The organism is Asticcacaulis endophyticus (assembly GCF_014652575.1).
GTDB lineage: Bacteria > Pseudomonadota > Alphaproteobacteria > Caulobacterales > Caulobacteraceae > Asticcacaulis > Asticcacaulis endophyticus.
In genome coordinates this window covers 56335-71676 of the sequence record NZ_BMZB01000002.1, presented here as the reverse complement: position 1 = coordinate 71676, position 15342 = coordinate 56335, and the positions used below count along the sequence as shown (strand labels likewise).

Sequence of the window (15342 nt, the reverse complement as noted above, 5' to 3'; positions counted from 1 at the left end):
TGCCCTCAACCATAACCCAGGCACTATCATACAGGCGTACACTCATCAGCATCATCTCAGCAAAAGCAGTTCAGTAGTCGGCCGTTAAACCACAACAGATGGATCTCGCCAACCCGTGGACTGAAGAATAGGGCAACACCTCTTTTAGGCGGCAAATTTACGCCGATCATCCTATCCCACGCCAGAGCCGCCAATGTTTCGACGGGTTCCTGTCAACCATTGCCTTGTGCTGAAATCATGCAAACCTTGGTATATTGTCACTCCGAGGCTGCTAATGAACGCGACCAGAATCCTATGGGGCCAAGTCATCATCGTAATGATGTTCGCGCTGATGAGCGTCTGGGCCGCAACTGAGTGGACGGCCTGGCGCCTCGGATTTCAACCACAACTTGGACCCGCATGGTTCCATCTAGCTGAAGTCCCCATCTACTACCCTCACCTCTTTTTTTTGTGGTGGTTCACCTTTGATGCTTACGCGCCGGCGATTTTTGAAATGGGCGCCTATATCGCAGCTTCAGGCGGAATTACCGCTGTTATTGCCGCTCTGGCCATTTCCGTATGGCGGGCACGCGAGGCCAAGGACGCTGAAACTTATGGGTCGGCACGCTGGGCCGAGCCTAAAGATTTATCGCAGTCGGGCCTTTTGAACCCGGACGGCGTCCTGTTGGGTCGCTACGACGATACCTACATGCGCCACGATGGCCCGGAGCATGTGCTCTGCTTTGCCCCGACTAGGTCTGGCAAAGGCGTGGGATTGGTCGTTCCCACCCTTCTGACATGGCCAGGCAGTTCCATCGTCCACGACATTAAAGGCGAGAACTGGCAACTTACGGCTGGCTTCAGATCGCGCTTCGGACAGGTGCTGTTGTTTGACCCGACCAATTCTGGCTCGGCAGCCTATAATCCGCTTCTTGAAGTCCGCCGCGGCGAATGGGAGGTTCGGGACGTCCAGAACGTTGCTGACGTCCTGGTCGATCCGGAAGGGTCGTTGGAGCGTCGCAATCATTGGGAAAAGACAAGCCATAGCCTGTTGGTCGGCGCCATCCTGCACGTCCTCTATGCCGAAACGGATCGGACCCTGGCCGGTGTCGCCAATTTTTTATCCGATCCCAAACGAACGATCGAAGTCACCCTGCGGGCTATGATGACCACCCCGCATCTGGGCGAGGACGGCCCTCACCCCGTCGTGGCGTCAACCGCCCGCGAGTTGCTCAACAAATCCGACAATGAACGCTCTGGCGTCCTGTCTACCGCCATGTCGTTCCTTGGCCTTTACCGCGATCCTGTCATCGCCGCCGTCACGGCGCGCTGCGACTGGCGCATTACCGATCTGGTCGATGGCATCCGGCCCGCCACTCTATATCTGGTCGTTCCGCCCTCCGACATCAGCCGCACTAAACCCCTCATCCGGCTCATCCTCAATCAGATTGGGCGGCGGCTCACCGAGGACCTTCATCACAAGAAGCGCCACCGCGTACTCCTCATGCTCGACGAATTCCCAGCATTGGGGAGGCTCGACTTCTTCGAAAGCGCGTTGGCCTTTATGGCAGGCTACGGCCTGAAGTCGTTCCTGATCGCCCAGTCCCTGAACCAGATCGAAAAAGCCTACGGAGCCAATAATTCCATTTTGGACAACTGCCATGTCCGCGTCTCGTTCGCCACAAACGACGAGAGAACGGCGAAACGGGTGTCAGATGCGCTGGGCACCGCGACCGAGATGCGCGCGATGAAAAACTATGCCGGCCACCGCTTAAGTCCGTGGCTTGGGCACCTCATGGTCTCGCGCTCCGAGACCGCACGCCCCCTCCTGACGCCGGGTGAAGTCATGCAACTTCCACCCGACGATGAGATTGTCATGGTTTCGGGCATTCCCCCCATACGCGCGAAGAAAGCTCGCTATTTCGAGGACGCGCAGTTGCGCGAAAGGGTCCTGCCGCCCCCGCTGCCCGGTAAGCTACCCAAACGCGTCCAAACAGATGATTGGAGCTATATGCCGGCCATCCCGGCACCGGAGCCAAAAGCTGTCGTCGCCGTGTCGACAGGCGCAAAGACTTCACCCCAAGGCAGTTCTCCATCAGGAACAGAGTTACGTCGCGTCCCGGAACTCGATCCGCGCAAGCCTAAAGTCCGCCCCGCAAATCTGGAGTTTCAGTTCGAGAACCCTGATGAAGACGACGACCAACTGGCCGGGGCAGCAAGGGCTCAACAGCGGCAAATGGACCTGGCGCGCCAGGCGTCTCTCGATCCTAACGACGGTGTGGAGCTGTGATGCCCATGAAAAAAGCGCGTCTGTCAGTTTATCTCGACAAGGACATATTGGACGGCTTGCAGGCCTATGCCGCGCGCCACAACCAGTCCCTGTCGCTCATCGCTGAAGCCTCCATAGCCGCATTCGTCAACCCGGACGAACGCGAAGCCGCCCTGATTAAAAGGTTTGTGCGACTGGAACGCAGCCTCCTACGCCTTGAGCGCGACAACCGCATAACCGGCGAGGCCTTGATGGTGTTCGTGCGTTTCTGGCTAACGACCGCACCCCCGCTCCCCGAACCCGCCCAACTCGCAGCTAATGCCACCTCGGCAGAAAGATACGAGGCCTTCATGCGCGCCTTAGGTCAAAGGCTGGCCAAAGGGCCCGCCGCCTGGCAGGAAATCGAGTCTGATAGTCCCAATAGCGGCGGCTAATCTTGGCGATATGCCATCCGATCCAGCCTTGGCCCTGCCAGTATCTCAGCGCACGCGGCAGGGTGTTGAGGGCATGAACTCAGGTTTTGCTGCGTTTGCACCACAGTTTCGCGAAATCACGTCGCCAAAGGTTAATCAAATCTTAACTCGGTTGCATTCCCCCGTCGGTTGTGTTTTCTTAGCTAACAAACAAGTGGAGAGATTTGCATTTAACATTGACTGAAATTGGGAGGGCAAGATGAGCGCGCGTAAGGTTGGGTCCGTCGTTTGTATCATGTTCGGCATCATGCTCGCCGGCTGCGTAAGCCTAAAGTCCTATCAAGTCGCCTCCGATAAGGCTCCCCAACAGTTTGAAGAAGATGCGATCGTCTACATCCTGCCCAAGACGCGGATCGATGTTCTGGCAACCTTCGAACTGGAATGCACAGAGCAAACCCCGGACGGCAAACCCGCAGATGCTGTGATAAAAATATCCCCCACGGTTTCCGCAACCGCCGTTACCATTCAGGACGAAAAAGAGCGCTACTTCATTAAGCCCTCTGACATGCAGGGATGGTTTAAGGACGCCAAGATAACCATCGACACCAATGCCAATCAGACCCTGTCTGGCGCCAATGGGACCATCAATGACAGCACCGGCGCGGTGATCGGGAATGCCATTGGCGCCACAGTGACCCTGGCGGGTTTGAAAATTCCCTCTGTTACCCCGCTTAGTCAGACCAGGTACAAAGCGCTGCTGAAGGAGCTGATCAAAAAGCCGGGCTTTGTCCTGCCAACGACAAAATGTGATGCACTCCTCAACGAGGACACGGCCAAGGCGCTCTACAAGGTGCATGACCTCAAGGCCGAACTGGCCGAACTCCAGGAGGCCCGTCTTAAGGCGTTAGAGACGTTGATGAAACCGGTCACGGCTCGCAAAGAAGACCTGGAAGACGCGGACGCGCCGGAGACTGGCAAATCATCGCAGCCAAACCTGGCGACGGTTGAACTCTATTATGCGACCAAAATCGCCGATCTGAACGACAAGATTTCCAAGCTTAAGGGGGCAAACCTGACCCTGAAAACCGATTACCTCTGGGAGCCTGCCGCTGCCGAAAGCCAGATTGTCATCACCGACTTCGCCGTCGCGACTATTCAGGACCAATGGATCAGAGACAAAAAGCCTCTCCCGAGCCCTTTGCAAAAAATCACCCTCAAACTCACGCCAAAACCCTGGTCCGTGCCCGAAGGGACGGTGCACGCGTTACCCGCCATCCCCCATCGCAAATACGTCGCGGAGGGGTTGGTCCTCAGAAGCCCCGCCATTGTAAAATTGAGCATTTGCAAAGGCGATTGCCCCGCTCAGTCGGCCGACACAATCCGTGTGGTCAATGGCGTTATCGCGGAGGCCGACAACATTGCTCTGCCTCAGTTTGGTTCGCGTCAGATTATCCCGCTAAAAAATAAGCCTTTCCGGAATAGCGCCCTTACCTTGGCGCTATGGCCCGACGGCACCATCAAGAGCGTCAGCCCCTCGCAGACCTCAACCCTGGACAAAGGTCTTGCCTCGCTGCAAAGCGGCTTAGCGACGGCCACTACGGTTCAAACAGCGGCCAATACCGCCCAGACGGCCGCCAACACGGCAGCATCCGGCGCGGTGGGTTTCGCAAACACCACCAACAAAGCGTACCTGGATTGCCTGAAAGCCCGAAAGGACATTCTGGACCTCGGAGGCAACCCGCCCATGACGTGCGAATAGAAGCTACATCGGGACCAGTGTGGCTGCGTTACTCGCCTTATAATGTGCAAACGGAGATCGGCAATTTGTCACGGCAGGGTGTCAAAATGGTCGCGCCGTTGCAGCGCCTCGTTATCCGGCGTTGGCTACCTTTGGCGATACTGATGGGCTTCACGCTGCTTGCCGGGATGGCCGGCGGCATGCTTGCAAATGAGGCCAAGCTAGATGGCCACGATCTCGTTGAGCTTAGGCCGCCGTGAAACGGCTCGATTGAAAAGAGAGGAAGTCGGAGACTGGCCCCGTGTCTTCACTCTTCAAAAACGCCATGATTGCGTATTCGGCCTTGCTCCGTACGTGCAGTCGAGCTTCGTGACCAATCCCCTGATTGAAGGGATGTCAGCGATTATAGACAGCCGTGATGCTGGCCTGGTCGATCGCATTGGCCCGTATCATGAATCCCGCCAAAGCATTGCTGGCGTCCTTTGGCAGATCAAGCTTATCTACACCCAGCGCGTAGACCGTGAAGATGTAACGATGCACTTCGCCTGGCGGGGGGCAAGCGCCACCGAAAGCCGATGCGCCATAGTCGTTCTTAATTTGGGCGGCTCCGGCAGGTAAGGTGCCTGTTGCGCTGGCACCGGACTTTATCGACGAGACGCTTGGCGAAATGTTCACGACATTCCAATGCCACCACCCCGAGCCCGTTGGTGCGTCAGGATCATAAACGGTGACGGCGAAGCTTTTAGTTCCTTGCGGCGCATTTGACCATGAGAGGTCAGGCGATACGTTGCCACCCTCGCAGCCGAAGCCCTTGAATACCTGAGCAAGACCAAGCTTGCCACCCTCAGAAATCGTTGAACTCGAGAGTTTGAACGCCTCAGCGGAGGCCTGGGTGCCGATGGCCCCGGCAAACGCCCCAAGTAGTAGAGCTTTCAAAAGCATGTCCACATTATCCTTTATAGATGTGATGAGCGTGCTTTAAGGTAACAAGAGTAAGTCTGGGCGGCTTCCATGCGCCGCTCATAAACTATCGAAAAACGATCAATTTTCCGCTGAACGGACGGCTTTTGGCTTGATACCGAACCTTCTCCTGAACGAATCCGAAAAATGGGACGGTGTTGTAAAGCCGCAGTCCATCGCGATTTGAGAGACGGGGATTTTGGTGGTCTGGAGTAAAGTCAGACCCTTTTCCAGGCGTGTATTCTGAAGAATTTTGGAGAAGCCGCTGCCTGACTTCGCCAGCCAACGCCGGAAGGTGGGCTCGCTCATGGCAAAATGCCCCGCGACATCAGCGGCTTTCCAGGGCAGGCTTGGATCAGTTTCGATCAAGTTGCGTACCTTGCTCAACGGCTGCTCGTCTTCCTGGATAGACAGCACAATCCCCTGATGACGCAACCAAATCAGTGGCTCCAACAGACGATGCTGTCGGATTGCCAAAGGCAGCGCCTCGTCGGCAAGAGTGTTCTTTATTAAGCTGAGGATTTCACTCGGTTGGTGTGGACCGGCGCGAACCAGCTGTACCCCCGACGATCCGCTGGGTTGTCGTTGATCCGCGAACACCTTTTCGATCATCCCGTGCGTAAAATAGACGCCCTCGGCGCGATAGGTCGCATTCAGCAACGGGCGGTTTTCCAGCGTGACCATTGCGCCTGGCGGGAAGATAAACAGGTCGCCTTCCTGTCCGATCATCTCGCCGTTTATCGGACAGGCCACGCGCTTCGATCCCGACTGGATGAAACAGAGAAAGGTGAGCCCGATAAAAAGTTCAGAAAACGTCGCTGCTGTCGCCTGCGTGATCGTCAGGATTGAGACAGGATCAGGGCTTGTCTCACGCACCTCGTCAAACTCAAATGGCCTATGTAGCGCTTTCATACCCCAGATTAAGACAGGGGATTGAGCCGCGGCAAGTTGAATCCGTCACCCCATCCCGTAGTCATGTCGTGTTTGCACCACCTGCCTGACGTTTCATGTATAGCGCCGATCCTCCCGCGACGATGAGCGGGACAATAGCCGAACAGTACACCATTTTCTTCCTTGTCTAGGACCAGGAATGCCAACTTCAGATCCTACGGATTGAACCCTCTGGTTTCTGTCGCCGTCTCCCACGGCAACAGCTTGGTGGGCGACCCACCGCGGGATGATCACATAATGTGTGGAAAAGTGGCACGACGGACAATGCTTTAACCTCGGGATACAATTTCGCACATCCGACAGCGCGAGGTGTGCTGTGCCGGCCATACCAAGCCTAGAAGGTAAACCTTCGGAAAGACGGGTTACCGTTTAAAGAACACTCCCGGAGGACAGGCCATCTCGGCCGGCTGATGACCGAGGGACAACACGTGGTCAAGCTGTCAGACCTCGCAATTACCCCGAAGCTTGCTCCAGTACATGCGTGGCGTGACTTCCCTCCAAGCTGACAATTGGAAAGCTCACCTCAACGAACGCGGAGTGCGACGATTCATTATTTGGCTCAGCGTAGACTATGCCCGTAGAGGCCTCAGCGATGTCGCGAACATAGGTATACCGCGTGTTGATGTCTTGCTGATGGGTGTTGCGGTCAGGCGAATGTCGAGGCGCGTGCTTCATCTTGGCGGTTTTGAGAAACAGACCGATTACCAGACTCATATCATGGATGGTCGGCCGCACCACGAAATGCGCCGAGCTGTTGTCACGTGCATAGAAAAGCATAGCATTCCCCAGCACCGCCATTGCAGAGTTGTCGATACGGCAATTGGCGAGCATTGCGTCCTCGACATTCCAGTATTCGAACTCCGCACCCGCCAACGCATTGACAGTCACCATCGACTCCTCAATGAGCCTGGCCGAATTGAGCGTACCTCCCAAGTCAATACGAGGTTCGCTGTCCGTTGAGGGGACAACCAGAAAATGCTGAATCGCCGTCTTGATGGCACTAATTTGCGCGTCGAGCGTATGAAAGGATTTGCTCCACTCATAGAGTCCCTCCTCCACCTGCAGTGATTTCACATTACTTGCAATTGAAGCCGTACTGACGAGCAATTCGGTTCTCAGATTTTCCACGGCGTTCTTAACCGAAAGCAAGCGACGGTGATTACGCGAAGCCTCCAACTCGGCATCGATGACTTGCTGCCTGAGTTTTGTTATTTCTTCGGCCTTAATGGCATTGTCTTCAATCTTGTTGCCCAACTCCTTGCGCAGGCGAGCCTCTGCGGCGCCCTCGGCACTAATATCGACTAGACAAGCTACCACAACACCATCAGCTAACCGCTTTTCGAGGTACTTCACCCAAATATGTTCGGCCAGTTGCAAGGATACTCCGTCCGAGGCGTCATCCCCCCGGTTGCCGAGTATGATTCCCGATATCCATTTCGCCCACACGGCCTTGGTCGGCATCTCCGCCGGAAGGTAACCAAGCTCGCGGAGGAGTTCCTTGAACGCATCCGTGGCACCCAAAACGTCTCCATCGACATTCCACCATATCGTGGCAAGGTCGAGTTCCGACACCAACGGCTGGTCCGCTGCCGGTCGTGACGACGCCTGCACGCCTATTCGGTGCAGGATCTGGCGACTGGCCGATGTAAGAGATAGCACGGCTTCTTTGCCGGAACGCTGACGTTCGACAAGGCCGTGGGCAATGAGAACGGCGATGACGCGCGACAAATTCGCGTCACCCAAATCACTGGCCTTGGCTAGAACGGACCGCTTTGCTTTGCCCTTGTGACGGGCAAGTGTCTTCAGTATCTGCGCCACATGCAAACGTCCGAGAACCTCATCGAGCGGTTGAAAATCGTTGAAGCGACTCGTTTGCGCGATGAGTTCGGCAAGGGTCTCAATCCTCTCGGCGATGTCCTCCCGGCCCTTGAAGCGAATCATGGCTGCCGCATGCGTGCAGACGTCATGCCATTCAGGCAGGTCAGCCGGGACCTCGCGTGCACGAATCATCCGCCAGGCAAGGCCGCGCAACGCCGTATAGATGCGCTGCAACATCTCATCCCCCACTTCGATGGCCTTGTGAACCACCTCCCGGGCCTTGCGGATGTCAAGATCGCCGGTGGACAGCTCATTTAACGAGCTTTGAAGAGTTGCGGAGCTTTGAGACATGGGAATATTCCGGTTCATTTCACAACACTTTACATTGGTCAATATGAACAACAAGTCAACGGGAAGTTAAAAAAATCATACAGTAATTAGGTTCCAGGGCGAGCCCACCCGCAAAAGGTCGGCGTTATCCTGAATCTTTAGGGCCGGCGGAAGCACGTAGCCAAGAAAGTCACCTTCCAGCTTGTCCATTTGCTGCACGACGAAGGTTCGGCTCTTTTGGCGAATCAACACTTGCTGCGCATTGTTTATATGCCCCGCCATTGTCGTCCGGTTTCCAAAAGAGGGAACAAGGATGAGGTCAGCCGACAATTCTGCATATGGCGAGGGCTGTTCCAAATTACAAAAATCCAAACAAATTCCAAATGCTATCAACGCATCATCAAGAACAAGCAGCACAAATTCGCCGCCGCACTCAATCCGCTCGCTCCGATCGTTTTCATCCGAGAAAATCGAGCGCTTGGTATAACGAACTAAAGGCTTACCATTGCCACCATATATGGTCGCCACATTCTGATACGCCTCACCAACAGCCTCGTGCCACGAGCCCGCAACAATCATCGCAGGGGTCCGAGGCAAGCCGTTAACGACCTCGGCGCGTTCGCCATCCTCGCCATATAACCACGGCTTGCGGATGAGAAGGGTTTCAATCTCACAGCGGGTATTTAGATCAATCGTAAGCTCGGGGAACATGGTCGCGATACATCCCGACATAAAGGATTGCTTGAGAGCTTCTCCCACAACACCCTTCATTTCACTACAGTTTACACCCGTAATAATAAAACTGTCATGGGTTTCGTCTTTAATGACGGTTAGCGCGGGAAAAAGAGCCGCTCCAAATCGCATGTCCCTGTCGGCCAGCTCGAGGCTGTCGATACGAATGGGTTTGACGTCGGAACCATCGACCTTAGCCGGCACGACCCTATGTTTTTTCAAGCCCCGCAAAAGAAAAGCGCCACTGTCTTTGCACCACAACCGTTTGCCTAACGGGATAAGATACGCAGACACCTTGCCATTTTCGATCAACCAGTCCTTTGGAAACGCCGGTTCATCCGCTTGATGTCCGCTTAAATGCAAAGCTTCGAGGGCGCGCAGAAATGCCGCGACGGAGATAAGAAGCGACCGAAGGTCGGTGAAGTCCGGTCTGAAATTGAAACTTGGACTATCGATTTTCTTATCGGCGCGTGTCTGCGCCGTATCGATTTCAGCCTGCGGTATCTTTTTAAAGACGCGTTGAACCTGCGAATTTCCCGATTTCATGCACATCCAAGTCAGAACTATTGCCAACTCCGTGCGACGCTCAACCCCCGCACCCAAGCCGCTCAAGTCAACCTGTAAACCCCGAACCGCGAGGTCCCAACCGTAGAAATTTGTCAAAGTGTCCGCCCCAACCCGTATAGGGAAATCCAACCCTCGGACCTTCGCTCACGACGTCCCCATTCGCCGTTGTCCGCCTAAAATAGCACGCGATCTGACAATCATAGGTTTATTCATACTCACTTTTCAATAGAAAAATTAACCAGTTATCTCCTCTTGACGTTGCTCGGCATTTTCGCAATAGCCCTGCCCTACTAAACCATTGTCACAGCAATAATTTTCAAACGATTGCTATATTGCACTTATACTAATATCGCCTTGGTGATGATAACTTCTGTCGCCGACCCAGTTGATTTCTTGTCGCAGTTAATGGCACTCTTTGTAACATCGCTGGCAAGCCTAACAGCCATCTGTTCCGAGCTATTTTGTCCTTGAAAGTCAGACTTTAGCCAATGAACGACTATGCCGACGATGCCACTTATTAAAAAGACGGTCACGTCAGTTGCCGCTGTATCGCTGTCTGACGGACGAATTGTTCGATAGGCAACACAGGGTTATGCCCACCGTGGTCTAGTTCGGACGTCCACCACGAGTTTTCTTTCTGTCGCCTACCCATCAATCGGCGGAATAGTTTACGCAATGGTTTCTATTACTTCGCCATGGCCCTACACCCCAATTTATGTGGTTGCCACCGCCCAAATCCTGCTTCTTCTAATGATCCCCGACAGTCCAGGCCATTGCCAACGGGGGTTTCATGTCCAGCCATTCCAGTCTCCAAACTGAGATCCTCAGTCGCGGCGTTCGTATGTTGCGATCGGCCATGGGGATGGACCTTAGCGCGTTCCTGAACGATCCGACTATTGTTGAAGTCATGCTCAATCCCGACGGTCGCCTGTGGATCGACCGATTGCGTGGCGGGCTTGAAAACACCGGTCTGCGCATCAGCGCCAGCGACGGCGAACGCATAATCCGCCTGGTCGCACACCACATAGGCGCCGAGGTGCACGCGGCCGCCCCCCGATTATCGGCAGAACTGCCTGAAACGGGCGAACGCTTTGAAGGTCTCCTGCCGCCAGTGGTGACAGCACCATCATTCTCGATTCGTAAGCCAGCCGTGTCGGTTTTTACTTTGGACGACTACACCACCACCGGCATTATCACAGTCGATCAGGCCGAGGTCCTGCGCCATGGCGTGCGTGAGAGGCTCAATATTCTGGTCGCCGGAGGCACATCCACCGGCAAGACAACGCTAACCAACGCTCTGCTGGCAGAAGTTGCCAAGACGTCTGACCGTGTCGTGCTGATCGAAGACACCCGCGAACTTCAATGCACCGCGCCGAACCTGGTCGCCCTGCGTACCAAGGAGGGCGTGGCCACCCTATCAGATCTGGTCCGGTCCGCCCTTCGTCTGCGCCCTGACCGAATCCCAATAGGCGAGGTACGCGGCCCCGAAGCCCTCGACCTTCTGAAAGCCTGGGGCACCGGCCATCCGGGCGGCATCGCAACGCTCCACGCCGGATCGGCGCTGGGCGCCCTACGTCGCCTGGAAAGCCTGATCCAGGAGGGTGTTATCGCCGTGCCGCGTCCGCTGATCAGTGAAACGATCCACCTTATCGCCGTTCTTTCAGGTCGCGGCAGTCACCGCCGCCTGACCGAGCTCGCCCGCGTCGATGGCCTCAGTGCCACGGGCGAATACCGCCTATCTCCCGCAACCCTGATTTCAACGGACACCTGATATGATCAAACACCTATCCATAACCCCACGCGGCGCTACCTACATTCTGGCCGCATCGGTTCTCGCCCTCGCCGCCTCCACGCCTGCGCTCGCGGCCGGTTCCAACATGCCCTGGGAAGCCCCGCTCCAATCAATACTGGAATCCATCCAAGGGCCGGTCGCCAAGATCGTCTCTGTCATCATTATCATCGTAACCGGCCTTACCCTGGCGTTCGGGGATAGTTCCGGCGGGTTCCGCAAACTCATCCAGATCGTCTTTGGTCTGTCGATAGCCTTTGCCGCGTCATCCTTCTTCCTGACCTTCTTCTCTTTCGGCGGCGGGGCATTGATCTGATGCGGCTTGGTGCAGATGACGTCGAGACTGGATTTGCAGGGCTACAAGCCCCCGTTCACCGCGCCTTAACGGAGCCGATGCTCATGGCCGGCGCGCCTCGCGCCATTGCCATTATCAACGGCACACTGGCCGCGGCCCTGGGCCTCGGTCTTCGCCTATGGCTTGCCGGCATTGCACTCGGCCTGATCGGTCACTTTTGCGCAGTCTGGGCCGCCAAACGCGACCCGATGTTCGTCGAAGTCGCTCGCCGCCATCTGCGCCTTCCCACCTATTTTGACGTTTAAGGATAAGACCATGATGAACCTGGCCGAATATCGCCGCCACTTTTCATATCTTCCAGATTTTCTGCCCTGGGCAGCTCTGGTCGCCGATGGCATCGTCCTAAACAAGGATGGCTCGCTCCAGAGATCGGCAAGGTTTCGCGGTCCAGATCTTGACAGTTCGGTCCCGTCGGAACTGGCCGCCGTAGCCGAGCGGCTCAATAGCGTCTTCCGGCGATTGGGATCGCGCTGGGCCATCTTCGTCGAAGCCCAACGTTCAGCCGCCAGCGTTTACCCAGATTCACGCTTCCCTGATGCGGCATCGGCTTTGGTAGATGCCGAACGTAAGGCCGATTTTGAAGATGCCGACGCCCATTTTGAATCCGCGTATTTCCTGACTTTCCTCTTCCTGCCCCCTGAGGATCTGACGGCGAAGGGTGAAGGCTGGCTTTTTGAGGGTGGGACTGGCGCGGCGGCTCACGGTCACGACCATCTTGAAGCGTTCCGCGACCAATGCGAGCGGTTTTTGAACCAGTTCACCGGGTTTATGCCCGAATGCCGCTGGCTCGATGACGCGGAAACGCTGTCATACCTGCATTCGACAGTGTCAACCAACCGGCACAGTGTCCGCGTGCCAGAAACCCCAATGCATCTGGATGTCCTGCTCGCCGACCGCCCCCTGACGGGCGGGCTAGCCCCGATGCTGGGCGAAGCCTATGTCCGCGTCCTGACCATAACTGGTTTTCCAACCACCACCGCCCCTGGCATACTCGATGACTTAAACCGCTTGGCCTTCCCGTACCGGTGGGCCACCCGCGCCATATTGATGGACAAGGTCGATGCGGCACGGCTTTTGGGCAAGGTGCGGCGCCAATGGTTTGCCAAGCGCAAATCGATCGGTGCCATACTCAAGGAAGTCATGACCAACGAGGCCTCAAGCCTCGTCGATAACGATGCCGCCAATAAGGCTCAGGACGCTGATCTGGCGCTTCAGGAACTAGGCGCCGACCTAGCCGGCATGGCGTATGTCTCGGCCACGCTTATAGTGTGGGACCGGGATCGCCGGATCGCGGATGAAAAACTACGCGCGGCGGAGAAGGTCATCCAGAGTCGCAACTTCACCTGCACGGTGGAGAGCCTTAACGCCGTCGATGCCTGGCTGGGGAGCCTACCCGGACACGTCTACGCCAATGTGCGTCAGCCGCCTTTATCGACATTGAACCTCGCCCATATGATGCCGGTATCGGCGGTCTGGGCGGGTCCGGAACGGGACGAGCATTTAGCAGGCCCCCCTCTGCTATTCGGCAAGGCCGAGGGCTCGACCCCGTTCCGGTTATCCCTTCACGTCGGCGACGTCGGCCACAGCCTCATCATCGGCCCGACCGGATCTGGAAAGTCCGTCTTACTGGCGGTGATGGCCCTGCAATTTCGTCGCTACAGCTCTGCCCAAGTGTTTGCTTTCGATTTTGGCGCCTCGATGCGTGTGGCCTGTCACGGCATGGGCGGCGACTGGTACGATCTGGGCAATGGAAATTCCGACACCGGGGCGTCCGTGCGTTTGCAACCGTTGGCCCGCATCGACGATGTCGAGGAACGAAGCTGGGCCACAGACTGGATCGCCGGTATCCTTACGCGCGATGGCATTGAGGTCACACCTGATGTTAAGGCGCTGCTGTGGTCAGCCCTGAATTCATTAGCTACAGCCCCGGTGGCCGAACGCAGCCTTACTGGCCTGTCGGTATTACTCCAGTCCCAAGCACTTAAGCAGGCACTTGCGCCCTATTGCCTGGAAGGTCCACACGGCCGTCTGCTCGATGCGGACAGTGAAAGTCTGGGACGTAACCGGGTCCAGGTGTTTGAGACAGAAGGGCTTTTAGGCACCCCCGCCGCACCGGCCGTCTTGTCTTATCTGTTTCATCGTATTGGTGATCACCTCGATGGCAGCCCAACCCTCATTATTATTGATGAGGGTTGGCTGGCGCTCGATGATCCAGCCTTCGCTGATCAACTAAAGGAATGGCTGAAGACCTTGCGCAAGCGTAATGCTTCCGTGGTCTTCGCCACGCAAAGCCTGGCTGACATCGAAGGCAGCGCTATAGCCCCCATTTTGATGGAAAGCTGCCCAACGCGCCTGTTTCTGCCTAATCCAAATGCGCTTGAGCCACAAATTTCCGCCATTTACCAACGGTTCGGTCTGAACAATCGGCAGATTCAACTGATCGCTCACGCCCGTCCCAAGCAGGATTACTACCTTCAATCCCGCCAGGGACATCGACTTTTTGAGCTTGGGCTGAATGCCATCGCCATCGCCCTATGCGCCGCCTCATCAAAGACCGACCAGGTACATGCGTCGCGGATCATCGCCGAGCACGGCCCAGGCGAATTTTTGGCGGCCTGGCTGAGACATCGTGACCTCGATTGGGCTGCCGACCTCATCCCCCAACTGAACAATATGGAGCGTATGCCATGACGATAGATACGAAGCGCCGCGCCCTCCTAGCCAGCGCACTATGTCTTGCCGGGTCCGTAGCTCTGCCCGGTGCCGCTGATGCGCAATTGGCGGTCTATGATCCGGCTAACTACGTACAGAACGTCCTGTCCGCCGTGCGTGCCCTGCAACAGATCAACAACCAGATTACGATGATACAGAACCAGGCCACGTCACTGGTTAATCAGGCCCGGAATCTGGCGAACCTGCCCTATTCTGCGCTGTCGCAACTGCAGACAACCATCAACCGGACGCGGCAACTCATCGCCCAGGCGCAAAATATCGCCTACAACGTCGCGCGCATCGATGAAGCATTTCAATCCATATACGGCTCCGTCTCTTTGACGGCCTCCAACCGCGCGATGATCACAGATGCCAAGACGCGCTGGGCAAATACAGTTGGTGGTCTGCAGGACGCGCTGCGCACCCAGGCGACCGTTGTCGGCAATATCGATGACACTCAAATACAAATGTCAGCACTTGTGTCTGCCAGTCAATCCGCAACGGGCGCGCTGGCTGCAACCCAAGCCGGCAACCAGATATTGGCCCTCCAAACCCAGCAACTGGCTGATCTCACCACCATCCTCGCCGCCAACGGGCGAGCGGACGCCCTGAAGGCGGCCGAAGCGGCGACCGCCGCCGAGCAAGGACGCGAGCAACGCAAGCGCTTCCTGAACAGCACTTCCGGCTACCAGCCAGGGGCCGCCCAAATGTTTTACGGCAATTAGGGGG

12 protein-coding genes are annotated in these 15342 nt (G+C 56.3%); 8 read left to right on the top strand and 4 right to left on the bottom strand.

Features of this window, described 5'->3' with window-relative positions; translation table 11 throughout:
- The first annotated feature begins 274 nt into the window (after nucleotides 1-274).
- From IE102_RS08830 to IE102_RS08820, 3 genes are all read left to right on the top strand, one after another.
- A complete protein-coding gene (locus IE102_RS08830; protein WP_189486146.1) occupies nucleotides 275-2269 on the top strand; it encodes a conjugal transfer protein TraG in 1995 nt (664 codons plus the stop codon).
- 5 nt (nucleotides 2270-2274) lie between these two features.
- A complete protein-coding gene (locus IE102_RS08825) occupies nucleotides 2275-2682 on the top strand; it encodes a CopG family transcriptional regulator (RefSeq protein WP_229807658.1) in 408 nt (135 codons plus the stop codon).
- 238 nt (nucleotides 2683-2920) lie between these two features.
- On the top strand, nucleotides 2921-4420 hold the full coding sequence (locus IE102_RS08820; protein ID WP_189486144.1) for a hypothetical protein: 1500 nt from the start codon (nucleotides 2921-2923) through the stop codon (nucleotides 4418-4420).
- A gap of 375 nt (nucleotides 4421-4795) precedes the next feature.
- Here IE102_RS08820 and IE102_RS08815 read toward each other — a convergent pair whose 3' ends face one another.
- The 4 genes from IE102_RS08815 to IE102_RS08800 all read right to left on the bottom strand — a co-directional run bounded on the left by IE102_RS08815 (nucleotide 4796) and on the right by IE102_RS08800 (nucleotide 9736).
- Complete coding sequence (locus IE102_RS08815) at nucleotides 4796-5341, bottom strand: YbhB/YbcL family Raf kinase inhibitor-like protein (protein WP_189486143.1); 546 nt, start codon at nucleotides 5339-5341, stop codon at nucleotides 4796-4798.
- A 99-nt stretch (nucleotides 5342-5440) separates the two neighbouring features.
- Nucleotides 5441-6271 carry a helix-turn-helix transcriptional regulator gene (locus tag IE102_RS08810; protein ID WP_189486142.1) on the bottom strand — a complete coding sequence of 277 codons (831 nt, stop codon included), beginning with the start codon at nucleotides 6269-6271 and terminating at the stop codon, nucleotides 5441-5443.
- 492 nt (nucleotides 6272-6763) lie between these two features.
- Nucleotides 6764-8479: a helix-turn-helix transcriptional regulator gene (locus IE102_RS08805; RefSeq protein WP_189486141.1), complete on the bottom strand. Its 1716-nt coding sequence runs from the start codon at nucleotides 8477-8479 to the stop codon at nucleotides 6764-6766.
- 75 nt (nucleotides 8480-8554) lie between these two features.
- Nucleotides 8555-9736 carry a carbon-nitrogen hydrolase family protein gene (locus IE102_RS08800; RefSeq protein ID WP_189486140.1) on the bottom strand — a complete coding sequence of 394 codons (1182 nt, stop codon included), beginning with the start codon at nucleotides 9734-9736 and terminating at the stop codon, nucleotides 8555-8557.
- Nucleotides 9737-10547: 811 nt separating this feature from the next.
- On the opposite strand from IE102_RS08800, the gene trbB reads away from it, so the two are divergent.
- The 5 genes from trbB to trbJ are packed head-to-tail and all read left to right on the top strand — an operon-like array spanning nucleotide 10548 to nucleotide 15338.
- Nucleotides 10548-11528, top strand: a complete 981-nt coding sequence (trbB, locus tag IE102_RS08795; protein WP_189486139.1) for a P-type conjugative transfer ATPase TrbB — start codon at nucleotides 10548-10550, stop codon at nucleotides 11526-11528.
- A 1-nt stretch (nucleotide 11529) separates the two neighbouring features.
- Nucleotides 11530-11862 carry a TrbC/VirB2 family type IV secretion system protein gene (locus IE102_RS08790; protein ID WP_189486138.1) on the top strand — a complete coding sequence of 111 codons (333 nt, stop codon included), beginning with the start codon at nucleotides 11530-11532 and terminating at the stop codon, nucleotides 11860-11862.
- Nucleotides 11862-12146 carry a VirB3 family type IV secretion system protein gene (locus IE102_RS08785; protein ID WP_189486137.1) on the top strand — a complete coding sequence of 95 codons (285 nt, stop codon included), beginning with the start codon at nucleotides 11862-11864 and terminating at the stop codon, nucleotides 12144-12146. The genes IE102_RS08790 and IE102_RS08785 overlap by 1 nt, the downstream gene beginning before the upstream one ends.
- Before the next feature lie 10 nt (nucleotides 12147-12156).
- Nucleotides 12157-14592 (top strand): conjugal transfer protein TrbE, encoded by a 2436-nt coding sequence (gene trbE, locus IE102_RS08780; protein WP_189486136.1) that lies wholly within the window; start codon nucleotides 12157-12159, stop codon nucleotides 14590-14592.
- Nucleotides 14589-15338, top strand: a complete 750-nt coding sequence (trbJ, locus tag IE102_RS08775; RefSeq protein ID WP_189486135.1) for a P-type conjugative transfer protein TrbJ — start codon at nucleotides 14589-14591, stop codon at nucleotides 15336-15338. Before trbE ends, trbJ begins: the two co-directional genes overlap by 4 nt.
- Nucleotides 15339-15342 lie beyond the last annotated feature (4 nt).